Origin of the sequence: Kytococcus sedentarius, assembly GCF_041937525.1 — a bacterium.
Lineage (GTDB): Bacteria > Actinomycetota > Actinomycetes > Actinomycetales > Dermatophilaceae > Kytococcus > Kytococcus sedentarius_A.
Map to the genome: position 1 here is coordinate 1,656,623 of NZ_CP169391.1, position 21,609 is coordinate 1,678,231.

Consider the following 21,609-nt stretch of genomic DNA (forward strand, 5'->3'; position numbering starts at 1 on the left):
CCGATCGGGTCAGACCGTCAGGAGCGAGGCCCCCACAGGTCGGTCGGCCACAGCGGCCGCTGCACGGTCCGCGGGGCGCCCGGTCACCACACTGCCCGCCCCCGGCGCCGGTGTGGCGATCCACTCCCCGACGGAGTCCGCCGGAACGGCCCGGCCGGAATCCATGGTCAGCACGCGGTCCATGAGCCCCAGGTGACGCTCGTCGTGGGTCACCACCAGGGTGGCCACGTCGTGCTCCCGGGCAATGCCTGCCAGACGCTCGAAGACCTCCCCGGCACGCGCCGGGTCCAGGGCCGAGGTCGGCTCGTCCACGAGCAGCACCGTCGGGTCGCCCATGAGCGCTCGCGCCAACGCCACCCGCTGCTGCTGCCCACCGGAGAGCTGGTGCGGGCGGTGACCGGCCACGTCGGCCAGGTCCAGCTCACCCAGCAGCGAGGAGGCTCGCTCCCTGGCCTCCCGCAGGTCGCCGCCACGCGCGCCCCGCAGCCGGGCCACCAGCTCCAACTGCTGCAGGGCGGTCAGGGCGGGCAGCAGCTTGGCCTGCTGGAACACCAGCCCCACCAGCTCACGGCGCACCGCATCGCGGCGGGCCGAGGAGAGGTCGCCGCACTCGCGGCCCCCCAGGCGCACACTGCCCGCATCGGGGTGGCGCAGCAGCCCGGCCACGGCCAACAGGGTGGACTTGCCGGACCCGCTGGGGCCGGTCAGCGCGACGATCTCCCCGGGCGCCACGGACAGGTCCAGCCCGTCCAGCACGTGGCGCACCCCGGCGCCGTCGGGGAAGGTCACGGTCACATCGGTCATCTCGAGGCTCATCGGGTTCCCTCCAGGGCGAGAGCGGGGTCAATGGTCAGGACACGGCGCACGGCCAGGGCGGCGCCCACGAGCCCGGCGGCCACCAGCAGCAGCCAGGGCAGCACGGTGGTGGTGGGGGTCAGCGCCCACGGGACGGCGTCGGTGGCCAGCACCCAGGCCCCCAGGCCGGTGGCGACCAGCGCCCCGACGCCCCCACCGACCAGCAGCAGGAGCAGGCCCTGCGTCAGCACGTCGCCCACCAGCGTCCGACGGGTGGCGCCCAGCGCCCGCATCACGGCCAGGTCGCCGGTGCGCTGGATGGTCCAGACGGTGAGGAAGGCACTGACCACCACGGCCGAGACCACGAGCAGCAGCCCCTGGATGAGCTGCAGCGAGCCCTGCTCGGAGGAGTAGGAGCCCACGGCCTGCAGCGCGTCCGACCGCGAGAGCGAGGTCGTCCCGGCCGCCGTGGGGCCCTCACCGGGGACCACCAGGGCGGTGGCCTCGGAACCGGTGGCCATCGGCAGCTCGCGCCACACGTCCAGCGGCACCCACACCACCGGCATGTGGTTGAAGGACAGGTGCGTGTCGTCCGGGGACACCCCCTCCAGGGTCCCCGACCCACCGACCGTCGCCCCGCTGACCAGGGAGTCACCTGCGGCCGCGGCCAGCGGCCCGTCCGGGTCCACCCCGAAGACACTGACGGTCTCGGTGCCGGTGCCGGTGTCGATGCGCCCGGTCGCGATGCCGAGCGCGTGCGCCTGGTCGTCGCCCACCTGCTCGGCCGAGAGCTGGCTGCGGGTGAGCTCCACGGAGTCCCCCTCGGCCGGCTCGGCCACGACCACCCGGTCGCCGGGCAGCTCCCGCAGCGCCGAGACGCTCTGCGCCCCGAGCCCGGCGGTCAACCCGCTGAGGGCCACCACCAACAGGGCGACCAGGGCCACCACGAGCCCCATCACCGCGAACCGTCCCCGCGCGAACCACGCGTCGCGCAATGCCACGAACATCGTCCCTCCAACCTGTCGACCCCCGGCACCGTCGGTGCTCCTGACGCGGGGTCCTGACCAGTTGACCGCGCGCGCAGGGGGTGCGACATCACCCACCTGATGGGGGGCTCCTCCACCGAACGATGGACCCGGCAGCGCCGACCGGAGGCGGCCCGACGCCCTACGGTGGGGCCATGGACCGCGTCGCCCGCCTGCTCGCCGGCGCCCTGCTGCTGGGCCTGCTGGCGCTGGCCACCTGGCGGTCGGGCGCCCGCCCCGGCGACGGCTCCGCCGTGGGCCTCCCCAACTGGACCTTCCTCGTGGCCAGCAGCGTCTGGTGGCTGGCCCTGGGCGGCCTGCTGACCCGCACCGTCCGCGACTCCACCCCGCTGGCCCCGCGGCTGCCCGCGGCCCTGTGGCTGGGTGCGCTGAGCGGGGGCTGGGCAGCACTGATGACCACCCACGAGGCCTTCGCCTGGGTGGCCTTCCCCCTGTTCCTGCTGTGGCTGATGCACCTGCCCCTGCTCGTGGCCGTGCCCGCGGTGCTGGTGCTCACCGGCGTGGTGGGCGTGGTGGAGCTGGCACAGGACGACGGTCGGTGGGGCGGCGTGCTGGGCCCCGCCCTGGCGGCCGCCGCCTGCATCGTGGGCGCATGGACCATGACGCGGCTGCGGCGGGAGTCCGAGGCCCGGGCGCGGCTGCTGGCCGAGCTGCGCGAGACCCGGGAGGAGCTCGCCACCGCCCACGCCCAGGCCGGCGCCCTGGCCGAACGCCACCGCATCGCCCGCGACCTGCACGACACCGTGGTGCAGTCGTTCACCTCGGTGCTGCTGCTCACCCGCGCGGGGGGCGGCACCCACGAGGTGCTCCCCCGCATCGAGGAGGTGGCGGCCGACGGGCTCGCGGAGTCGCGGCGGGTGGTCGAGGCGCTGCGCCGCGAACCCGGCCGCACCCTGGCGGACGCGCTGCGCAACGCCGCCGCGGGCGTCGTGGAGCCACCCACCACCTTCAGCCAGACCGGCACCGCACGCGAGCTGCCCACGGCCACCGAGGTGGGGCTCCTCCGCATCGCGCAGGGGGCCCTGGGCAACGTCACCGAGCACGCAGGCGCCACCCGCGCGTGGGTGCACCTGACCTTCACCGACGATGCGGTGCGCCTGGAGGTCCGCGACGACGGCGAGGGCGGCGCCACCGTGGGTGCGGTCGCACCCACGACCGGGCGCGGCACCGGGCTGGCCGGCACCCGTGACAGGGCCCACGACCTGGGCGGGAGGTTCTCGCTGGAGTCCCCCGCCGGAGGGGGCACGCGCCTGGTGGTGGAGGTGCCCGCATGACCGGTCAGGACCGCCGTCGCCCGCTGCGCGTGGTGCTCGTGGACGACCACCCCGTGGTCCGCGCGGGGCTCACCGCGGTGCTCAGCGCCACCGGCGCCATCGAGGTGGCCGCCGAGGCGGGCTCCGCCGACGAGGCCCTCTCGGTGCTCACCGGCACCGGGGGTCCGCTGGCCGGGTCCCCCGTGGACGTCGTGGTGGTGGACCTCCACCTGGGCCCCGGACCCGACGGCGCAGCGCTCATCCAGAGCCTGCGGGGGCTCGGGGTGAGCACGCCGATGCTGGTGCTCACCGCCCACGACACGGGGGACGACGTCCTGCGCGCGGTCGAGGCGGGGGCCTCCGGCTACCTGTTGAAGGACGCACCCCCGGCCACGCTCCGCGACGGCATCGCCCGGGCCGCCGGCGGGGAGACCGTCCTGGCCCCCGCGGCGGCCGCGCACCTCGTGACCGGCCGGCGCACCCCCATCGAGCCGGCCCCACCAGCCCTGACCGGGCGCGAGCTGGAGGTGCTCGGGGGCGTGGCGCGCGGGCTCACCAACCGGCAGGTGGCACGGGAGCTGGGTATCGGCGAGGCCACCGTGAAGACCCACCTGGTGCACGTGTTCACCTCCCTGGGCGTCACCAACCGCACGGCGGCGGTCGGCCGCGCCCGCGAGCTGGGGCTGCTGGGCTGACGCTGCGCCCCCTCTGCGCACAGGTCACGGAAGCATCACGGTGCCGCGACCCCGGCTTGCCTGAACCCTCCGGGCCGTTACCGTGGGGCCACAGTCCTGTCGCGCCCGGGCGTCACGCACCACCCCGCAGCACTGCACCGCCGAGGGTCCGCGGCGCTGACCCCGACCCAGAAGGCACGCACATGTTGCAGAAACTGCACGACAAGATGGGCCTGCGGACCTCACCGACGATCTTCTTCGGATCGTTCCTCTTCGCCGCGGCGTTCGTCGTCCTGACGCTGATCTTCCCGACGTTCATGTCGGACACCTTCGCGACCGGCTCCGGGTGGATCCTGGACAACCTCGGGTGGTTCTACATCCTGGGCGTGACGGTCTTCCTGATCTACCTCATCGTCACGGCCATGAGCCGCTTCGGTCGCATCCGGCTCTCCCCGAACGACGAGCCCCCGGAGCACGCCTTCCTGGCCTGGTTCGCCATGCTCTTCGCCGCCGGCATCGGAACCATCCTCATGTTCTGGGGTGTGGCCGAGCCGGTGAACCACTTCGCGAACCCGCCCATGGCGGACGTGGAGGGCGGCACCATCGAGGCAGCCCGCGAGGCCATGAGCTTCACGCTCTACCACTTCGGCCTGCACACCTGGACGATCTTCGCCCTGCCCTCGCTGGCCTTCGCCTACTTCATCTACCAGCGCAACCTGCCCCCGCGGGTGTCCTCGCTGTTCCACCCGCTGCTGGGTGACAAGGGCATCCACGGCCCCATCGGCAAGACCATCGACATCATCGCCATCGTGGGAACGCTCTTCGGTGTGGCCGTCTCGATCGCGCTGGGCACGCTGCAGATCAACGCCGGCCTGAGCGCCGTGCTGGGCATCGACCAGACCACCTGGAGCATCATCGCCATCGTGGGCGTCGTGACCCTGCTCGCCCTGGCCTCGGTCATCGCTGGCCTCGAGAAGGGCATCAAGGTCCTCTCCAACATCAACATCCTGGCCGCCGTGCTCCTGATGGTGTTCGTGCTCATCTCCGGCCCGACGCTGCACCTGCTGCGCGGCACCATCGAGGGCGTCGGTCTGTACGCCCAGAACCTGCCCTACCTGGCGTTCTGGAACGACTCCTTCGACGACAACCCCGGCTGGCAGAACGGCTGGACCATCTTCTACTGGGCGTGGACCATCACCTGGTCGCCCTTCGTGGGCATCTTCATCGCCCGCATCTCCCGCGGTCGCACCATCCGTGAGTTCGTGTTCGGCGTGCTCGCGGCCCCGGTGAGCTTCTCCATCATCTGGTACGGCATCTTCGGCTTCGCGAGCTTCGACATCATCCTCAACAAGGAGGGTGGTCAGGAGCTGGTGGACTCGGTGCTCGACGACGGCGCCGAGGTGGCCCTGTTCGAGTTCCTCGCGCACTTCCCGATGACCACGGTGATGTCGGTCTTCTCCATCGCCATCGTGGCCATCTTCTTCGTCACCTCGATGGACTCGGCCTCGCTGGTCATGGACTCCATGGCCCGCGGTCACGACGAGGACGAGCGCGTGCCGGTCTTCCAGCGCGCCATCTGGGCCCTCACCGTGGGTGCCGTGGCCACCGTGCTGCTGGTGATGAACCCCGACAAGGGCATCACGGCGCTGGAGGAGTTCATCACCATCGTCGGCCTGCCCTTCTTCGTGATGGGCTACCTGATGATGTGGGCCCTCAACCGCGCCATGAAGGAGGATGCGGGCGAGCTGCTGCCGCTGGCCACCAAGCGCTGGCGCAAGGTGCTGCCGCCGGAGGAGGTCGAGCGTCGCCACGACGAGGGCGACGAGGCCTGGGCCACCTCCGAGGTGGAGTACGACCCCCACTACGCGACGGAGGACGGCCACGTCATCGCGGCCCCCGAGACGGCGGCGTACGAGAACGCCGACCTCATCGAGCCCGACGGACCGCGCCCCCAGGACGCGGCGGAGGGCTCCAGCCGCATCTGATCAACCAATCAGATAACCTGCGCGGGTGACCTCCTCCCGGATCCCCCGCCGCAGCCTCCTCGCCGTCAGCACGGCGATCACCGCCACCGCCCTCGCCGGGTGCGGACTCACCGCACCCGGCGGGGGCGGTGACACGTCCGGAGGCAGCGACGACGGCTCGGCCGAGGGGGGCGACCACCCCGCACTGGTGGTGGCCGGCACCGAGGAGCTCGGGGCGTTCAACCCGGTCTCCGGGTACGGCGAGCAGGGCGGCACCCCCCTCTACGAGGGTCTGCTGCGGTTGAAGAGCACCGACCCCGAACAGCTCCCCGAGCTCGAGCCCGCGCTCGCCACCGAGGCCCCGACCGCCTCGGACGACCTCACCACCTGGCGGGTGCCCGTCCGGGAGGACGTCACCTTCCACGACGGCTCCGAGCTGGGCCCCGAGGACGTGGTGGCCACCTACGAGGCGGTGCTCGACCCCGCATCGGCCAGCGAGGTCGCCTGGGCCTACGACATGCTGGAGTCGGTGGAGGCCGACGGCAACGAGGTGGTCTTCCACCTCAAGGACGCCTACGCGGACTTCCCCAGCCGGCTGCTGCTGGGCATCGCCCCCTCGGAGAAGCTCGATGGGGGGCCCGCCACCGAGTCCTCCCTCAACCGTGAGCCCGTGGGCACCGGCCCGATGCGGCTGACCTCCCTGGAGCCCACCGAGGCCACCCTGGAGCGCTTCGACGACTACTGGGGCGAGTCCGGCGCCGTGCCGAAGCTGACCATCACCCGGGTTCCCGATGAGGGGACGCGCGCCCAGCAGGCCCGCACCGGGGAGATCGACGGCACCATCCTGCCGCCCAAGCTGGCCGAGTCCACCGCGCAGGCCTCCGAGGACCTCGAGCTGGTCACGGCCTCCACCGCGGACTGGCGCGGGGTGAGCTTCCCGGCCAAGGCGGCCATCGCACAGGACCCCGCCACCCGCATCGCCATGAACCACGCCGTGGACCGACAGGCCATGATCGACACCGTGCTGGGCGGCCACGGCACCCCGGCGGCCACCCCGGTCTCGTCCATCTACGGGGACGCCTACGAGGACGTGCAGTTCGAGCACGATCCCCAGAAGGCCGAGCAGATGCTGGATGAGGCCGGGTGGAAGCCGGGCAAGGACGGCATCCGCACCAAGGACGGCGAGCGCGCCGAGTTCACCGTGGCCTACGACCCCAAGGACTCGGTGCGGCGCGACCTGGCCACCGCCTTCGCCGAGGACCTCAAGAAGGTGGGCATCGACGTCAGCACGAAGGCCATGACCTGGGACGAGATCGAGCCCCAGTACGAGGACCTCGCCATCCTGCTGGGCGGTGGGGACAAGCCCTACAGCATCGACAGCCAGGTGTTCAGCGCCGTGCACACCCCGCTGGAGGGCGCCGCGTTCTACTACAACCCCGGCGGCCAGGGCAGCGACCAGCTGGACGAGCTGCTGGAGCAGGCCCGCACGGAGACGGACGCCGAGGCGCGCGACGAGCTCTACCGGCAGGTGCAGCAGGAGGTGGCGAAGGACCCGAACGGGGTCTACCTGACCTTCCTGGAGCACACCTACGTGCACGACGCGCACGGCTACTCCACCGGTGACCTGGTGGTGGAGCCCCACGCGCACAGCGTGGCCTGGGGCCCGTGGTGGAACGTGGGGGCGTGGAAGTGACCTCGTGGCGCTGAGCCGCATCGGTCGCATGACCGCGCGCCGCCTCGCCTGGGCGGTGCCGGTGACCCTGGTGGTGTCGGTGGCGGTGTTCGCGCTGGCCGCCGCCAGCCCGCTGGACCCCCTGGAGGCCATGCTCGGCGACCGCTACCAGCGCATGACGCCCGAACAGCGCGAGGTGATCGGCCGGGCGGCCGGCACCGATGCCCCCTGGTGGCAGGCCTGGTGGTGGTGGCTGACGGACCTGCTGCGCGGCGACCTGGGCTTCTCCCGCGTCTTCCGGCAGCCGGTGACCGACGTGCTGGCCGAGCGGGTGGGCTGGACGGTGCTGCTGACCCTGCCCGCCATGGCGCTGGCCCTCGTGCTGGGGCTGGCCGGGGGTGTGGCCGCGGGACTGCGACCCCGCTCCTGGTGGGGCCGGCTGGTGAGCGGCACCGCGCTGGTGCTGCAGGCGCTGCCGCCCTACGTGGTGGCCATGGTGGGCATCCTGCTCTTCGCCGTGGCCTGGGGACTGCTCCCCTCGGGCGGTATGGGTCGCCCGGGTGAGGCGGTCACCGCATCGGGATTCGTCCGCCACGCCACCCTGCCGGTGGTCGTGCTCGCGCTGTCCCAGCTGCCCTGGCTGGTGCTCGCGGCGCGCGAGTCGGTGGTCGAGACCACGGCCTCCTATGCGGTGCGCGGCGCCCGGGCGCGCGGCCTGTCGCCCCGCACCATCCGCCGCGGGCACGTGGTGCCGCCGGCGCTGATCCCGGTGGCCACCCTGGTGGGCCTGCGCCTGCCGGAGCTGGTGGTGGGCGCCGTGATCGTGGAGGAGGTCTTCGCCTGGCCGGGGGTGGCCAGCGCGATGGTGGACGCTGCCCTGGAGCTGGACTTCCCGCTGCTGGCGGCGCTCACCACCCTCACCACGGTGCTGGTGCTGCTGGGCTCCTGGGCCGCCGACGCGCTGCACATGGCGCTGGACCCGAGGGTGGAGATCGATGCGTGAGCTGACCCGCACCCCCGCCGGACGCCTGGCCACCGGCACCCTGGCCGCACTCGTGCTGTTCGCCCTGGCCGGGCCGTGGGTGATCGACTCCGGCATCGACCTGGGGCGCGCCCTGGAGGCGCCGTCGTGGGCGCACTGGGGCGGCACCGACCACGCCGGGCGGGACCTGCTGGTCCGCGTGGCGCAGGGGCTGCGGGTGAGCCTGGCCATCGCCACCCTGGCGGCTCTGGGCAGCGTGCTCATCGGCGTGCTCGTGGGGGCCGCGGCCGCCTCGCTGGGTGGCTGGGCCGACGCGGTGCTCATGCGCTCGGGCGATGCGGTGGCCGCCCTGCCGCACCTCGTGCTGGGCCTGGTGGTGGTGGCCATGTACCCGGGCTCCGTGGTGGCCATCGTGGCCTCCATCGCCCTGACCCACTGGCCCACGGTGGCCCGCCTGGTGCGCGCGGAGGCCCTGGCCGTGCGGCGCTCCCAGTACGTGGACGCCGCCCGGCTGGCCGGCGCCACCCGGTGGCAGGTGCTGCGCCAGCACCTGGTGCCGGCCGCCCTGCCACAGGCCCTGGTGGCCGTGATGCTGCTGCTCCCTCACGCGGTCTTCCACGAGTCCACCCTGAGCTTCTTCGGTGTGGGCCTGCAGCCCACCGAGGCCTCCCTGGGGACGCTGTTGGCGCAGGCCCGTTCCGACGTGCTGCTGGGGGCCTGGTGGTCGCTGCTGGCCCCCGGCCTCGCACTGGCCCTGACCACGCTGGCGGTCGGTGGCGTGGGGCAGGCACTCACCGGGTCGCTGCGCGCGGTGGACGCCCCGGAGCGGGCGGAGGTGCCCGCATGAGCCGGCGCCCCGCATCGAGGAAGCCCGCTGCCACCCATCCCGCTGCCATCCATCCCGCTTCACTCAGGACCCCCGAACCCACGCGGGCGGTGATCGCGACGGCAGAGGGGGCCGCCGCGCCCGCCGCCCGCGTGTCCGGACTCTCCGTCCGCCTGCCCGTCTCCGCCGGCCGATCGTGGGTGCACGCCGCCCACGAGGTGGACCTCGACCTGTACGCCGGCCGCGTCCACGCCCTGGTGGGCGAGTCCGGGTGCGGCAAGTCCATCCTTGCCAGCGCCCTCATCGGTCTGCTGCCCCCGGGCTCCCACGTGGACGGACGGGTGGAGATCGCCGGTCACACGGTGGACCCCGGCGACGAGGCCGCCTGGCAGCACCTGCGGGGGCACCACGTGGGGCTGGTGCCACAGTCGGCCGCCACCCTGCTGACCCCCACCCGCCGGGTGGGCCCGCAGGTGGCCGAGACCCTGCAGGCCCTCTCGGCCGACGCCCACGGGCTGCGCGGCCGGTCGCTGCAGGCCCTGGTGGCGCGGCACCTGGACCGGTTGGGGCTGCCCGAGCGGGTGGCGCGGCTGTACCCGCACCAGCTCTCCGGCGGCATGGCGGCACGCGTGGCCTCCGTGCTGGCCACGGTGGGCCGGCCGGCGGTGCTCCTGGCCGACGAGCCCACGGCCAGCCTGGACGTCGACAGCCGCGAGGCCGTGCTCGACCTGCTGCGTGAGGCCGCCGACGACGGGGCGGCCGTGCTGCTCATCACCCACGACCTCGCCTCCCTGGGGGCCCGTGCAGGGCGGGTGGACGAGGTCTCGGTGATGTACGCCGGGCAGGTGGTGGACCACGGACCGGCAGACCTGCTGCTGGCCGACCCGGGCGCGCTGGACCGCCCCGACCCGGCGACCCGCCACCCGTACACGCGCGCCCTGGTGGCCGCCCTGCCGCGGCACGGCCTGCACCCCATCCCCGGCGCACCGCCGTCCCTGCTCGATGCGGTGACTCCCCCGTCCGTGGACGAGCGGCTGGCAGGGGGCGCCCGGTGAACGACCTGACGAGGCCGACCGTACGACTGACCGGCGTCACCGCGGCCCCTGAGCCCGGTGCGCCGGAGGTGCTGCGCGACCTGTCGCTCACACTGGCGCCGGGGACGACCACGGCCGTCACCGGGCCCAACGGGGCGGGCAAGTCCACGCTGTGCCGGGTGGTCGCCGGCCTGGTGACGCCGAGCGCGGGCACCGTGGAGGCGGTCGGGCAGCAGTTGCGCCCCGGCCGGCCGGCGCAGGGGGTGGCCATGCTCTTCCAGTCGCCCCGCCGCTCGGTGAGCCCGCGGATGACCCTGCGGCAGGCCATCGCCGAGCCGCTGGAGCTGCAGCGCGGTCGGCCCGGCGGGGACGGCGCGTCCTCCGGCCGGCGCGCCCCGGGCCGCGCCGCCGCCGTGCGTGAGGCGGTGGACGCGATGGCCGAGACGGTGGGTCTCACCCCGGACCTGCTGCGCCGGCGCCCGGCGGCCGTGTCCGACGGTCAGCTGCAGCGGGCGGCGCTGGGGCGCGCCCTCATCGCCGAGCCGACGGTGCTGCTGGCCGATGAGGTGACCGCCATGCTCGACCCGGCGACCACCGCATCGGTGGTGGCGATGCTGCGGGAACGGGCCGAGCAGGGGCTGACGGTGCTCACCATCAGCCACGACGCCGAGCTGCTCGCCGCGTGGTGCTCGGGGCCGGACGACCGGGTGCTGCCCCTGGCGGGGCTCAGCGCTGTGCGATGACGCCCGCCGCGGCCCGTCTGCCGGTGAACAGGCAGCCGCCCAGGAAGGTGCCCTCCAGCGAGCGGTAGCCGTGCACTCCCCCGCCGCCGAAGCCGGTGGCCTCCCCGGCGGCGAACAGGCCCGGCACCGGCTGCCCCTGCGCATCGAGCACGCGGCCGTCCAGATCGGTGAGCAGGCCGCCCAGGGTCTTGCGGGTCAGCACGCGCAGACGGAAGGCCACCAGTGGACCCGCCGCCGGGTCGGTGAGTCGATGCGGGGGCACGGTGCGCACCAGTCGGTCCCCCAGGTAGCCGCGCGCGTCACGGAGGCGGGCACGCTGCGGGTCGGCCTCGTCCTCGTGGGCGTCCACCGCGGCGCGCACGGCGTCGCGGTCCAGGGCGTCCCCGGTCAGGGCCTCCATCCGGTCCAGCAGCACCTCCAGCTCGTCGGCCTGCACCACGTCGAGGCCCGCGTCCACGAAGCGCTGCACCGGCGCCGGCACGTCCACCCGCACCCGCCCGATCACCTGGCGCACGGACCGGCCGGTGAGGTCCGGGTTCTGCTCGCTGCCCGAGAGCGCGAACTCCTTGCCGATGATGCGGCGGTTGGCCACGAACCAGGAGTACTCCGAGCCCGCCTGCTGCAGGTGCTGCAGGGCGCCCAGCGTGTCCGCCCCGGGATACAGCGGCACCGGCAGCCGGTGACCCGTGGAGTCCAACCACAGCGAGCTGGGCCCGGGCAGGATGCGGATGCCGTGCAGCGGCCACACGGGCGCGTGGTTGGCAAGGCCCTCGGTGTAGGCCCACATGCGGTCGGCGTTCACGGTGGCGGCGCCGACGGCCCGGGCCACCTCCACCCCGGAGCCGTCCACGTGCGCCGGCACGCCGTGCAGCACGTCATCCGGCAGGGTGCCGAGCCGGGCAGGCCACTGCGCCCGCACCCGGTCGCCGTCACCGCCGATGCCGCCGGTGGCCAGGACCACCGCCTCGCCCCGCAGCTCCACGTGGCCGACGACCTCCCGGCTGGAGGGCGCGCCGCGCTCGGACCCGTCGGGGGCCAGCACGTCCGCGGACACCCCCACCACCCGGCCACCCTCGGTGAGCAGCTCCGTCACCCGGTGGCGGTGCAGCAGCCGGGCGCGGCCCGCATCGACGGCCTCGGTCACGGCGCGGGCGAAGGGCTCCACCAGCCCCGGCCCCGTGCCCCAGGTGATGTGGAAGCGCGGCACCGAGTTGCCCGGCCCGGTGTTCTCCACCCCCGGTCCGCGGTTGTCACCCCGCTCGGCCCAGCCCACCACAGGGAACAGGCGGATGCCGTGCCGGCGCAGCCAGGTCCGCTTCCCCCCGGCGGCCCACTCCACGTAGGCGCGGGCCCAGCGGCGCCCCCAGTCGTCGGTCTCCCGGTCCCACCCGGCGGTGCGCTCCCAGTCCGCCCAGGCGAGCTCCGCCGAGTCGCGCACCCGCAGTCGCCGCTGCTCGGGGCTGTCCACCAGGAAGAGCCCACCGAAGGACCACCAGGCCTGGCCCCCCAGGTCCTGCGGCCCCTCCGCATCCAGCAGGGCGACCCGCCGGCCGGCGGCCAGCAGCTCGGTGGCCGCCACCAGGCCCGCCAGGCCGTGGCCCACCACGATGACCTCGTCACCGGCGGGGGTGCCGTCCCCCGCATCGGCGCCGGGCCCGGGGAGACCCCCCGGTGGGTCGACAGCGGGGGGCGGGCTCACGGCATCGGGGCGCATGGCCCCATCATGCAGCGGTGACGGACCCCTGCCCAGTGCGCCGGGCACGCGCCTCGGCGACCCCGAGGGCCAGCGCCACCGGCAGCGTCACCAGGGCCACCGTGCCCAGCACGCCGAAGCCACCGGCCAGCCCGGTGAGGCCCGCCATCGCCCCCACGACGATGGGCCCCAGGCCGGTCCCGGCGTCGTAGCCCACGTTCCAGACCGTGGACGCCGTCCCCAGACGGGCCGCCCCGGCACGCTCGATCATGAGCACGAAGGTGTCGTTCTGCAGGGCACCGAAGCCGATGCCGAAGAGCGCCGCCCCGAGCACGGCCGTCTGGTCTGCGGCCAGCACCTCCGGCAGCCAGCCGGGCAGGTCGGCGGGCTCCGTCATCGCGGTCGCCAGCAGGACGATGCCCACCACGGCCAGGCCCGTCATCGGCGCCAGCAGGGCACCCACCCCCCGGCGGTCGCTGAACGCGCCGGCCCACGCCCGGCCCACCATCTGGCCCGCGGACACCACCAGCAGGGCCCAGAACACGGCCGTGGCGTCCTGCAGGCCGATGCCCAGGAAGGTGCCCACGGCGCCGTAGGCCAGGGAGGTGGCGAAGAGCACCACCGCGGGCGTGGGCCACGGGCGGGAGCGGTCGGTCACCGGGGCGCCCGCACCCTCGGCGGGCGCTCCGTCCGCGTCGCCGGCCGTCTCCCGGATGCCCGCGGCCAGGGGGGCCACCAGCAGGGCCACGGCACCGGCCAGGAGGAAGACCGACATCCAGCCGATGGAGTGCGTCAGGGGGATGCCCGCCGGAAGCGCCGGGATCTGCGCCGCGGCGATGGCCACGCCGTACATGCCCACCGCCCGGCCGCGCAGCCGCGGCGGGGCCAATGAGGCCGCGAGCGCCGAACCGGCCACCACCACCGCGCCGAACCCGAGGCCACGCACCGCCTGGATGGCGTACACCCCCTCGAGCGCCGACGCCCAGGGCAACAACAGCGCCGGGGCGCCCATCAGCACCAGGCCCGCCACGTAGGGCTTCACGAAGCCGAAGGTGCGCAGCAGCCAGGGCATGCCCACCTGGCCCAGGACGCACGCCGCCATCATCACGGTGGTGGTGGCGCCCACACCGGCCGAGGAGGCACCGTGGCGCTCGGCCCAGACCGGGACGACGGGCAGCAGCAGGGCGAAGTTGAGGAACCCGCCGACGATGCCCACCAGCATCAGGACGTACGAGCGGGTGAACAGCCCCTGCGGGCGGGAGGTCGGACGGTCGGTGGAGACAGGCACGCCGCGAGGGTACTTCGCCGGCGAGCCGGTGTGGGATTCTCGGGGCATGGCCACCGACCGTCACACGCAGTGGGCCCAGCGCTTCGACCTGCTGGGCGACACCACCCGCCTGCGCCTGTTGGACCGGATGCACCACCACCCCGGGTCGTCGGTGGCGGAGCTCGCCGAGGCGGCCGACATCAGCCAGGCCACGGCCTCCCAGGCGCTGCGGACCCTGCGCTCGCAGGGATGGGTGGAGGCCACGCGGGACGGCCGCTCGATGCGGTACCGGCTGGTGGACGAGACCGCCCACCGGCTCCTGCACGTCATGGGAGCCGACCACGCGCCGGGGTCCGCGGCGAGCCACTGACCCACCGGATCAGCGCGGCTGCGGCCCCTCGGGCCCCACGTCCCACCCCTCGGGACCGGCGGACCCGGCGGCGTACTCCTCCAGCGGCACCTGGCCGTCCTCCCAGGCGGCCAGCACCTCCTCGATGATCCGCCAGGACTGCACCGCGGTGTCCCCACGCACGGTCAGCAGCGGGTCCCCGTCCAGGATCCCGGCCAGCACCTCGCCGTAGGGCAGCAGCTCCGGGTCACCCACGGTGGTGGTCAGCACCTTCTGCTCGATGCGGGTGGGGTCGGTGGCGTTCATGGTCAGGTGCAGCTCCACCGGCCCCGGCTTCAGGCTCACCACGAGCTGGTCCGGCCCCTGCTGGCCCTGGAGCCCCTCGGGCAGGTGGCGCACGTCCCGGAAGGTGATGCGCACCTCCTTGGCCTTCTCCCCCAGCGCCTTGCCGCTGCGCAGGACGAAGGGCACCCCGGTCCACCGGTTGGTCTGCACCTCCACCACCACCTGGGCCAGGGTCTCGGTCCCCCGACTGGGGTCCACCCCCTCCTCGGCGGTGTAGTCCGGCACCTCCCGGTCGCCGAGGGTGCCGGCGGTGTACCGCGCCCGCCGCGAGGCCGTGGCCGGGTCGTCGGCCCACAGCCGGGTGGCGCCCAGCACGTGCGCCTTGAGGTCGCGCAGCTGGTTGGCGTCGATGCGGGCCGGCGGCTCCATGGCGACGATCGCCAGCACCTGCAGCAGGTGGCTCTGGTGCATGTCGCGCAGCGCCCCGGCCGTGTCGTAGTACCCGGCACGCCCCTCGAGCGCGAGGTCCTCGTCGTAGGTGATCTCCACCAGGGCGATGTCCTCGGCGCTCCAGACCTTCTCCAGCACCCGGTTGGAGAAGCGCATGCCGATGAAGTTCAGCAGCGTCGCCACTCCCAGGAAGTGGTCCACGCGGAACACCTGGTTCTCCGGGACCAGCTGCAGCAGCTGTGCGTTGAACTGCTCGGCGCTCTCGACCCCCTCACCGAAGGGCTTCTCCAGGGCCAGCCGCAGGTCGCCCGGCAGCTCGGCGCCGCGCAGCTTCTCGCAGGCCTGCATGGTGATTGCCGGGGGCAGCGCGAAGTAGAGCACCACCGAACCGTCCAGGCCGCCCACGAAGTCCGCCAGCTGGGAGCCCTCCACCAGGTCCACCTGCTCGAAGCGCGTGTCGGACAGCACCCGGTCGATGGTGTCCTGGGGCACCTCCTGCTCGGCGAACCGCTCTCGCACCAGGTCGTCCCACTCCTGCCCCATGTCCTCCCGGTCCACGCCGATGAGGGTGAGCCGCCTGTCCGTCTGGGTTGCCAGGAGCGTTCCGATGCCCGGCAGCAGCAGGCGCTGGGTCAGGTCCCCCGAGGCCCCCAGGATCACGAGCGTCACCGGTCCGCCGTCGTGCGGGCGGCCGGCCGGCGGCTGGTCCGGGGTGGACTGGGACGAGGCTGCATCGCTCATGGAGCCACTGTGCCACGCGTGAACGCCCCCGAGAGGGCCAGCGCCGGCGGCGGCGGACCAGCCGGTGGCGGGCCGGTCTGACACACACGCGCGCGGCCAGCCGCCCCGCATCGACTCGTCGCTGTTGGGGCGGAGTGAACTGGTCGTCGCTGTGTGCGCTCAGAAGGCGAAATGTCCCCCACCTGCGACGACTCGATGGGGCGTTCCCCCACCTGCGACGACTCGATGGGGTGTCCCCCACCTGCGACGACTCGATGGGACGCGCGCTGGGCCGGGGGCGGGGCGCGGCAAGCTGGCACGGCAAAGGTGAACCCGGCACGCCGAACTCCGCGTGCCGGGTTCACCTTTGCCGTGCCGGGTCCCGACAGGGGGGGTTGCTCATGGGTCACGCCCGGCGCACGCGCTCCCGCAGCACGCGGGCGCTCACCGGCCCGTCGATGCGGTCGACCACCACCCCGTCGCGGAGCACCGCCACGGTGGGCACGGTGCGGATGGAGTAGGCGGTCGCCAGGGCGGGCACCTCCTGGGTGTCCACCACGGCGAAGACCCGCTGTGCACCGGCCAGCTCGTCGGCCACGGCCTCGAAGACCGGCTCGAACAGTGAGCAGCTGCCGCACCAGGAACCGGTGAAGCACACCACCACGGCCCTGCCGCTCTCCCCCATCAGCTCCGAGAGCTCCTCCACCCGCCGCACCCGTTCGACGGCCCCGGGTGTGGCCGATCCGGGACTCACCACCCGCGCTCGGCCCACTCGTCCAGGTGCGGGCGCTCCTGGCCCAGCGTGGTCGGGTCGCCGTGCCCGGGGTGCACGTGCGCCGCGTCGTCGAAGGCGTCGAAGAGCTGCGTGCGCACGTCACCCAGCAGCTGCTCGAAGTCCTCCTTGCCGCTCGTCCTGCCGACCCCGCCGGGGAAGAGCGAGTCCCCGGTGAACAGGTGCACCTCGCCCCCGTCGACGAGCGCGAGCGCCACCGAGCCGGGGGTGTGCCCGCGCAGCTGGATCACCTGCAGCTCGATGTCCTCGACCTCCACCGCCTGTCCGTGCTCCAGCGGCTGGACGCTCCCCGCATCGAGCCCGGCCTCGGTCTCGATGGCGGTCACGTCCGCCTCGCCGCCGAGCAGCTCCACCCCGTCCTCGGCCAGCTCGGCCAGCGCGCGCACGTGGTCCCAGTGGCGGTGGGTGGTCACGATGGTGCGCAGGTCGGGCTCGGCCCCGGCGGCCTCTGACAGCAGGGCCCGCAGCGCGGGGGCGTCCGCGGCGGCATCGACCAGCACCTGCGCCCCGGTCTCCCGGGAGGTGATGACGTAGCACCGGTTGTCCATCTCGGACACGCTGGTGCGGTGGACGGTCACGGTCGTCAGGTCGGCGATCATCATGCCCCCCAGTGTGACAACCGGCCCCGACCCTGCGAGAGGGTGGAGCCATGACTGACATCCTGATCATCGGTGGACACGGCAAGATCGCCCTGCAGGCCGCCCGACTGCTGGCCGAGCGAGGCGACCGGGTCACGAGCGTCATCCGCAAGCCCGAGCAGCAGGAGGACGTGCGGGCCACCGGCGCCACCCCGCTGGTGCTGGACGTCGAGCACGCGCAGCACGCCGACCTGGTGCAGGCGATGCGGGGCAAGGACGCCGTGGTGTGGTCCGCCGGTGCGGGTGGGGGCGACCTGGCCCGCACCTACGGGGTCGACCAGCAGGCCGCCATCGCCTCCATGAAGGCGGCCCGCGATGCGGGGGTGCCGCGGTACGTGATGGTCAGCTTCTTCGGCGCGGCGCTGGACCACGAGATGCCCTACGACGAGGGCTTCTTCCACTACGCGCAGGCCAAGGCCGTGGCGGACGCCCACCTGCGGGAGAGCTCGCTGGCCTGGACCATCCTGGGCCCGAGCAGGCTCACCGAGGACGCGGGCACCGGGCGGGTGGACACCACCGCCACCGAGGGCACCGAGATCCCGCGCGCGGACGTGGCGGCGACGATCGCCCACGTGCTGGGCGAGGGTGCCCACGCCTCGCTGCGCCGCACCATCACCCTGAACACCGGTGACACCCCCGTGGCCGAGGCCATCGCGTGACGGCCGTGCACGCCCAGCGCACCAACGGCGGGCGCGTCCCGCTGTCCGCGCTGGACCTCGTGCCCCGCTCGGAGGGCATGACACCCGCGGAGGCCATCGCCGCCTCGAAGCGGTACGCCGAACGCCTCGACGAGCTGGGCTATCACCGGCTGTGGGTGGCCGAGCACCACAACACCGGCACCTTCATGTCCTCGGCGACGGCACTGCTCATCGCACACCTGGGGCACGACACGCGCCGGATCCGCCTCGGCTCCGGTGGGGTGATGCTGCCCAACCACTCGCCGTTGATGGTGGCCGAGTACTACGGCACCCTGGCCACGCTCTTCCCTGACCGCATCGACCTGGGCCTGGGCCGCGCGCCGGGCACCGACCCGATGACGGCCGCGGCCCTGGCGCGTCGCTCCGCCGAGCTGGACGACGTGGCCGGCGACGTGGCGATGCTCTCGCGCTGGCTGGGCGCGGAGGGTGATCAGGCCGTGGGCTCGGTGCGTGCCGTCCCGGGCGCGGGCACCGGGGTGCCCCTGTGGATGCTGGGCTCCTCCACCGGGGGTGCGGCCGTGGCCGCCGCCCTGGGCCTGCCGTTCAGCTTCGCCTCACACTTCGCCCCGGCACAGCTGGGACAGGCGCTGGACCTCTACCGGCAGAACTTCACCGCGGACGCGCCCACCGCCCAGGTGGACGCCCCGTACGTGATGGCCGGCGCCAACGTGCTGGTGGCCCCCACCCAGGAGGAGGCCGAGCACCTGTTCACCACCTCCCAGCAGATGGCCGCCGCCATCCGCTCCGGGCGCCCACAGGCGCTGCAGCCCCCGGTGGAGGACGTCACCCGTGTGGTGCCCGAGGAGCTGCTGCAGGTGGCCAACCAGCACGGCGTGCGCATGGTGGGCTCGCCCGACCGGGTGGCCGAGCAGCTGCAGGCCTTCGTGGACGAGTACGCGCTCGACGAGGTGATCACCACCACCTACACCTTCGACCCCGCGATGCGGGTGCGCTCCGCGGAGCTGCTGGCCGGCGCCTGGGGGCTCTCCCCCGTGCAGGACGGCTGAGAGGGCTCAGCCCGCGCTGCACGCTGGCTCCCACGGTGCACGAACGGGCCGCCGGTCGCCCCGTGGCGGGGCGGCCGGCGGCCCGGTGCTGGAGCCCCCGACAGGAGTCGAACCCGCGACCTGCTGTTTACAAGACAGCTGCTCTACCAACTGAGCTACAGGGGCATGCCGTCGCACAGTGTAGGCGCCGCGAGGCCCCCGCCGGCAGGTGCCGGACGGGGGCCTCGCGCTGTTGCTCGGACAGGCGGGACGATCAGGCCGCGGTGCCGAAGGTGTGCCAGAAGTAGCCGCGGTCGGTCTTGATCCAGCCGCTGGACAGCTTCTGACCGGTGACCTTGGAGCCGGCGGAGTACTGCCCCAGGATCGAGTAGGACATGCCCGGACCGGAGCGCACGTTCACGCCGCTCTTGATGGTGTAGGTGTCCGCGCCGGGCTTCTCGGCGGTGCCGGTGGTGCCATAGCTGTGCCAGAAGTACTTGCCCTCGGTGGTCTTGACCCAGCCGCTGGACAGCTTGGTGCCCTGGATGGTCGTGCCCGGGAGAAGCTTGCCGGTGACCGCGTGGGACATGCCCGGACCGGAGCGGTAGTTCACCCGGTCGGTGATGGTCCAGGTCTGGGTCGTGGGCGCGGGGTCCGTCGGGGGCTCCGGGGGGGTCGGAGGCGTCGGGGGCTCCGGCGGGGTCGGAGGAGTCGGCGGGGTGGGGGGCGTGGGGTCGTCCGGCATCGCCCAGCGGTCGGCGCCGCCGTTGTCGCGCGTGAGACCGGCGTACTTGCTGCACATCGGCCAGGCGCCGGGGCCCTGGAGGGCGAGCAGGCGGCGGCCTGCGGCGATCTGCTCGCTCTTGGTGGCCAGGTCGGCACGCGGCGCGAACTCGAGACCACCGACGCCCTTCCAGGAGACCTGGTGGAACTGCAGGCCGCCGTAGTAGCCGTTGCCGGTGTTGATCGACCAGTTGCCACGGGACTCGCAGTGGGCCACGCGGTCCCACACGGTCGCGTCGTAGGCGGCGTTGGCCGGGGCAGCGGTGGCGAAGCCAGCGGCCACGAAGGCACCGGCCATGCCGGCTGCCGCGGTGCCGCGGGCCTTCACGGAGGAGGGGATCTGGGACATGTTTTCCTTCCTGACGGCACCGCCGTTGGGGTCAGCTGTCGGGTTCGGGACGTCAGGTGTCCCGGCCTCGCACTCCGCGAGACTTCACCCCGAGCCGGCACGATGGAGCCTCCGGCAGGAACGTGGGTTCCCCAAGTTCGCCATGGCCCGGGAGGATCCCGGCGCGGGCACGTCCGTGGCGAACTTGGGCGGCGGACGTGCGCATGAGGGGTGTGGATGATGGAGGTGGAGCAGGTACTGCACATCCAACTGGAGGGGGATGCGGGACCAAGAGTAGCGACGGGGGCCGAACCGTCAAGTGCTTCCCGGAGCATTGGCCACAGAACGCGACGTGCCCCCGCACCAGGACGGTGCGGGGGCACGTGGAGTCACCGGGCCGGGGGCCGGGTGAGGAGGCTGTCTCAGCCGTTGAAGGTGCCGAAGGTGTGCCAGAAGTAGCCACGGTCGGTCTTGACCCAGCCGTTGGCCAGCTTCTCGCCCTTGACGGTGGCGCCCTGGACGTACATGCCCAGCGGGTTGTTGTCCATCCCGGCGGCCGGACGGACGTTGACGCCGTGGTGGATGGTGTAGGTGCCGGACTCGACGACCTCCAGCTCACCGGTGGTGCCGAAGGTGTGCCAGAAGTAGCCCTCGTCGGTCTTCACCCAGCCGCTGTCGAGCTTGACGCCCTCAACGGTGGTGCCGGCGGTCAGGACGTCCTTCGGGGTGTTGTCCATCCCGGCGGCCGGGCGCAGGTTCACACCACGCTCGATCGTCCAGGTGGTGGCCTCGGGGGCGGGCTCGGGCTTGGGCTCCGGCTTCGGCTCGGGCTTGGGCTCCGGCTTCGGCTCGGGCTTGGGCTCCGGCTTCGGCTCGGGCTTGGGCTCCGGCTTCGGCTCGGGCTTGGGCTCCGGCTTCGGCTCGGGCTTGGGCTCCGGCTTCGGCTCGGGCTTCGGGGCCGGGGCGGAGTCGCCGGGCATGGCGTCGCGGTCGGCGCCACCGTTCTCGGCGGTCAGGCCGGCCACGATGGAGCACTTCGGCCACGCACCGGGGCCCTGGATGGCCAGCAGGCGCTGCGCCGCGGCGATCTGCTCGGCCTTGGTGGCCAGGTCGGCACGCGGGGCGAACTCGAGGCCGCCCACGCCCTGCCAGGACTGCTGCGAGAACTGCACGCCACCGTAGTAGCCGTTACCGGTGTTGATCGCCCAGTTGCCGTTGGACTCGCACTCGGCGACGCGGTCCCACACGGAGGCGTCGTACGAGGCGTTGGCGGGGGAGGCGGCAGCGAAGCCGGCCACGAGGAACGCGCCGGAGACGCCGGCGGCGCCGAGGGTACGAGGGGTCTTGAGGGGAGAACGGGACATCGGGATCCTTCCTGACGACACCGCCGGTGGAGTGAGCTGTCGGGTTCGGAACGTCAGGTGTCCCGGCCTCGCGCGCTGCGCAAGGCTTCACCCCTAGCGAAGGGTCCTCCGCGTACTGCTGTGGGTCCCCCACACCCGCCATGGCCCCGGGACGTTCCCGGTAGAGCGCACCTGTGGCGGGTTTGGGCGGCAGGTGCGCGAAAGTTGTTCTGAGTGAATGCTTTTCAGTTGGGTTGCGTCAGCCACGGGGCAAACACAATCCGCTA

Annotated in this window: 20 protein-coding genes, 1 tRNA gene and 2 riboswitches; of the genes, 11 read left to right on the plus strand and 10 right to left on the minus strand. The window is 73.5% G+C overall.

The window, feature by feature from the left end:
- Positions 1–9 precede the first annotated feature (9 nt).
- Together ACEY2A_RS07615 and ACEY2A_RS07620 are read right to left on the minus strand one after the other, a co-directional pair.
- Entirely contained in the window at positions 10–804 is a 795-nt protein-coding gene (locus ACEY2A_RS07615; protein WP_374928003.1) for an ABC transporter ATP-binding protein, read from the minus strand.
- 8 nt (positions 805–812) lie between these two features.
- Complete coding sequence (locus ACEY2A_RS07620) at positions 813–1,802, minus strand: FtsX-like permease family protein (protein ID WP_374928004.1); 990 nt, start codon at positions 1,800–1,802, stop codon at positions 813–815.
- A gap of 173 nt (positions 1,803–1,975) precedes the next feature.
- Here ACEY2A_RS07620 and ACEY2A_RS07625 point away from each other — a divergent pair, with 173 nt between their 5' ends.
- The 8 genes from ACEY2A_RS07625 (at position 1,976) to ACEY2A_RS07660 (ending at position 10,989) form a co-directional block, all read left to right on the plus strand.
- Positions 1,976–3,115, plus strand: a complete 1,140-nt coding sequence (locus ACEY2A_RS07625) for a sensor histidine kinase (protein ID WP_374928005.1) — start codon at positions 1,976–1,978, stop codon at positions 3,113–3,115.
- Positions 3,112–3,789, plus strand: a complete 678-nt coding sequence (locus ACEY2A_RS07630) for a response regulator (RefSeq protein ID WP_374928006.1) — start codon at positions 3,112–3,114, stop codon at positions 3,787–3,789. The genes ACEY2A_RS07625 and ACEY2A_RS07630 overlap by 4 nt, the downstream gene beginning before the upstream one ends.
- Before the next feature lie 182 nt (positions 3,790–3,971).
- Positions 3,972–5,753, plus strand: coding sequence for a BCCT family transporter (locus tag ACEY2A_RS07635; protein WP_374928007.1), 1,782 nt, complete (start codon positions 3,972–3,974; stop codon positions 5,751–5,753).
- A gap of 25 nt (positions 5,754–5,778) precedes the next feature.
- The gene (locus tag ACEY2A_RS07640) at positions 5,779–7,425 is read left to right on the plus strand and encodes an ABC transporter substrate-binding protein (protein WP_374928008.1); all 1,647 of its coding nucleotides are present in this window, start codon (positions 5,779–5,781) and stop codon (positions 7,423–7,425) included.
- A 28-nt stretch (positions 7,426–7,453) separates the two neighbouring features.
- Positions 7,454–8,407: an ABC transporter permease gene (locus ACEY2A_RS07645; RefSeq protein ID WP_374928009.1), complete on the plus strand. Its 954-nt coding sequence runs from the start codon at positions 7,454–7,456 to the stop codon at positions 8,405–8,407.
- On the plus strand, positions 8,400–9,233 hold the full coding sequence (locus ACEY2A_RS07650) for an ABC transporter permease (RefSeq protein ID WP_374928010.1): 834 nt from the start codon (positions 8,400–8,402) through the stop codon (positions 9,231–9,233). Before ACEY2A_RS07645 ends, ACEY2A_RS07650 begins: the two co-directional genes overlap by 8 nt.
- An 89-nt stretch (positions 9,234–9,322) precedes the next feature.
- Complete coding sequence (locus ACEY2A_RS07655) at positions 9,323–10,267, plus strand: ATP-binding cassette domain-containing protein (RefSeq protein WP_374928011.1); 945 nt, start codon at positions 9,323–9,325, stop codon at positions 10,265–10,267.
- Positions 10,264–10,989 (plus strand): ABC transporter ATP-binding protein, encoded by a 726-nt coding sequence (locus tag ACEY2A_RS07660; RefSeq protein WP_374928012.1) that lies wholly within the window; start codon positions 10,264–10,266, stop codon positions 10,987–10,989. The genes ACEY2A_RS07655 and ACEY2A_RS07660 overlap by 4 nt, the downstream gene beginning before the upstream one ends.
- Here ACEY2A_RS07660 and ACEY2A_RS07665 read toward each other — a convergent pair.
- Together ACEY2A_RS07665 and ACEY2A_RS07670 are read right to left on the minus strand one after the other, a co-directional pair.
- Positions 10,973–12,703: an FAD-binding dehydrogenase gene (locus ACEY2A_RS07665; protein ID WP_374928013.1), complete on the minus strand. Its 1,731-nt coding sequence runs from the start codon at positions 12,701–12,703 to the stop codon at positions 10,973–10,975. The genes ACEY2A_RS07660 and ACEY2A_RS07665 overlap by 17 nt on opposite strands.
- Positions 12,704–12,710: 7 nt before the next feature.
- On the minus strand, positions 12,711–13,970 hold the full coding sequence (locus ACEY2A_RS07670) for an MFS transporter (protein ID WP_374928014.1): 1,260 nt from the start codon (positions 13,968–13,970) through the stop codon (positions 12,711–12,713).
- A 46-nt stretch (positions 13,971–14,016) separates the two neighbouring features.
- On the opposite strand from ACEY2A_RS07670, the gene ACEY2A_RS07675 reads away from it, so the two are divergent.
- On the plus strand, positions 14,017–14,319 hold the full coding sequence (locus ACEY2A_RS07675) for an ArsR/SmtB family transcription factor (RefSeq protein ID WP_374928015.1): 303 nt from the start codon (positions 14,017–14,019) through the stop codon (positions 14,317–14,319).
- 9 nt (positions 14,320–14,328) lie between these two features.
- Here the strand turns inward: ACEY2A_RS07675 and ACEY2A_RS07680 are convergent, their stop codons facing one another.
- The 3 genes from ACEY2A_RS07680 to ACEY2A_RS07690 all read right to left on the minus strand — a co-directional run bounded on the left by ACEY2A_RS07680 (position 14,329) and on the right by ACEY2A_RS07690 (position 17,148).
- A complete protein-coding gene (locus tag ACEY2A_RS07680; RefSeq protein ID WP_374928016.1) occupies positions 14,329–15,774 on the minus strand; it encodes a glucose-6-phosphate dehydrogenase in 1,446 nt (481 codons plus the stop codon).
- Between the two features lie 385 nt (positions 15,775–16,159).
- Positions 16,160–16,507 (minus strand): thioredoxin family protein, encoded by a 348-nt coding sequence (locus ACEY2A_RS07685; protein ID WP_374928017.1) that lies wholly within the window; start codon positions 16,505–16,507, stop codon positions 16,160–16,162.
- On the minus strand, positions 16,504–17,148 hold the full coding sequence (locus tag ACEY2A_RS07690; protein WP_374928018.1) for an MBL fold metallo-hydrolase: 645 nt from the start codon (positions 17,146–17,148) through the stop codon (positions 16,504–16,506). Before ACEY2A_RS07690 ends, ACEY2A_RS07685 begins: the two co-directional genes overlap by 4 nt.
- A gap of 47 nt (positions 17,149–17,195) precedes the next feature.
- Here ACEY2A_RS07690 and ACEY2A_RS07695 point away from each other — a divergent pair, with 47 nt between their 5' ends.
- Positions 17,196–17,843 carry an SDR family oxidoreductase gene (locus tag ACEY2A_RS07695; RefSeq protein WP_374928019.1) on the plus strand — a complete coding sequence of 216 codons (648 nt, stop codon included), beginning with the start codon at positions 17,196–17,198 and terminating at the stop codon, positions 17,841–17,843.
- Positions 17,844–17,848: 5 nt separating this feature from the next.
- On the plus strand, positions 17,849–18,889 hold the full coding sequence (locus ACEY2A_RS07700; RefSeq protein WP_374929984.1) for an LLM class flavin-dependent oxidoreductase: 1,041 nt from the start codon (positions 17,849–17,851) through the stop codon (positions 18,887–18,889).
- A gap of 89 nt (positions 18,890–18,978) precedes the next feature.
- Here the strand turns inward: ACEY2A_RS07700 and ACEY2A_RS07705 are convergent.
- The 3 genes from ACEY2A_RS07705 to ACEY2A_RS07715 all read right to left on the minus strand — a co-directional run bounded on the left by ACEY2A_RS07705 (position 18,979) and on the right by ACEY2A_RS07715 (position 21,343).
- A tRNA-Thr gene (locus tag ACEY2A_RS07705) sits at positions 18,979–19,054 on the minus strand.
- A gap of 88 nt (positions 19,055–19,142) precedes the next feature.
- Entirely contained in the window at positions 19,143–20,000 is an 858-nt protein-coding gene (locus ACEY2A_RS07710) for a transglycosylase family protein (protein ID WP_374928020.1), read from the minus strand.
- A 5-nt stretch (positions 20,001–20,005) separates the two neighbouring features.
- Positions 20,006–20,158: riboswitch (cyclic di-AMP (ydaO/yuaA leader) on the minus strand.
- A gap of 243 nt (positions 20,159–20,401) precedes the next feature.
- Positions 20,402–21,343 carry a transglycosylase family protein gene (locus ACEY2A_RS07715; RefSeq protein WP_374928021.1) on the minus strand — a complete coding sequence of 314 codons (942 nt, stop codon included), beginning with the start codon at positions 21,341–21,343 and terminating at the stop codon, positions 20,402–20,404.
- A gap of 6 nt (positions 21,344–21,349) precedes the next feature.
- A riboswitch (cyclic di-AMP (ydaO/yuaA leader) is annotated at positions 21,350–21,505 on the minus strand.
- Positions 21,506–21,609: the final 104 nt, after the last annotated feature.

What these genes read in the sequence shown, in the direction of transcription:
- ACEY2A_RS07615 (WP_374928003.1), bottom strand. Translation starts at nt 804, where the DNA reads ATGACCGATGTGACCGTGACCTTCCCCGACGGCGCCGGGGTGCGCCAC.
- ACEY2A_RS07620 (WP_374928004.1), bottom strand. Translation starts at nt 1,802, where the DNA reads ATGTTCGTGGCATTGCGCGACGCGTGGTTCGCGCGGGGACGGTTCGCG.
- ACEY2A_RS07625 (WP_374928005.1), top strand. Translation starts at nt 1,976, where the DNA reads ATGGACCGCGTCGCCCGCCTGCTCGCCGGCGCCCTGCTGCTGGGCCTG.
- ACEY2A_RS07630 (WP_374928006.1), top strand. Translation starts at nt 3,112, where the DNA reads ATGACCGGTCAGGACCGCCGTCGCCCGCTGCGCGTGGTGCTCGTGGAC.
- ACEY2A_RS07635 (WP_374928007.1), top strand. Translation starts at nt 3,972, where the DNA reads ATGTTGCAGAAACTGCACGACAAGATGGGCCTGCGGACCTCACCGACG.
- ACEY2A_RS07645 (WP_374928009.1), top strand. Translation starts at nt 7,454, where the DNA reads ATGACCGCGCGCCGCCTCGCCTGGGCGGTGCCGGTGACCCTGGTGGTG.
- ACEY2A_RS07650 (WP_374928010.1), top strand. Translation starts at nt 8,400, where the DNA reads ATGCGTGAGCTGACCCGCACCCCCGCCGGACGCCTGGCCACCGGCACC.
- ACEY2A_RS07665 (WP_374928013.1), bottom strand. Translation starts at nt 12,703, where the DNA reads ATGCGCCCCGATGCCGTGAGCCCGCCCCCCGCTGTCGACCCACCGGGG.
- ACEY2A_RS07675 (WP_374928015.1), top strand. Translation starts at nt 14,017, where the DNA reads ATGGCCACCGACCGTCACACGCAGTGGGCCCAGCGCTTCGACCTGCTG.
- ACEY2A_RS07680 (WP_374928016.1), bottom strand. Translation starts at nt 15,774, where the DNA reads ATGAGCGATGCAGCCTCGTCCCAGTCCACCCCGGACCAGCCGCCGGCC.
- ACEY2A_RS07690 (WP_374928018.1), bottom strand. Translation starts at nt 17,148, where the DNA reads ATGATGATCGCCGACCTGACGACCGTGACCGTCCACCGCACCAGCGTG.
- ACEY2A_RS07695 (WP_374928019.1), top strand. Translation starts at nt 17,196, where the DNA reads ATGACTGACATCCTGATCATCGGTGGACACGGCAAGATCGCCCTGCAG.
- ACEY2A_RS07710 (WP_374928020.1), bottom strand. Translation starts at nt 20,000, where the DNA reads ATGTCCCAGATCCCCTCCTCCGTGAAGGCCCGCGGCACCGCGGCAGCC.
- ACEY2A_RS07715 (WP_374928021.1), bottom strand. Translation starts at nt 21,343, where the DNA reads ATGTCCCGTTCTCCCCTCAAGACCCCTCGTACCCTCGGCGCCGCCGGC.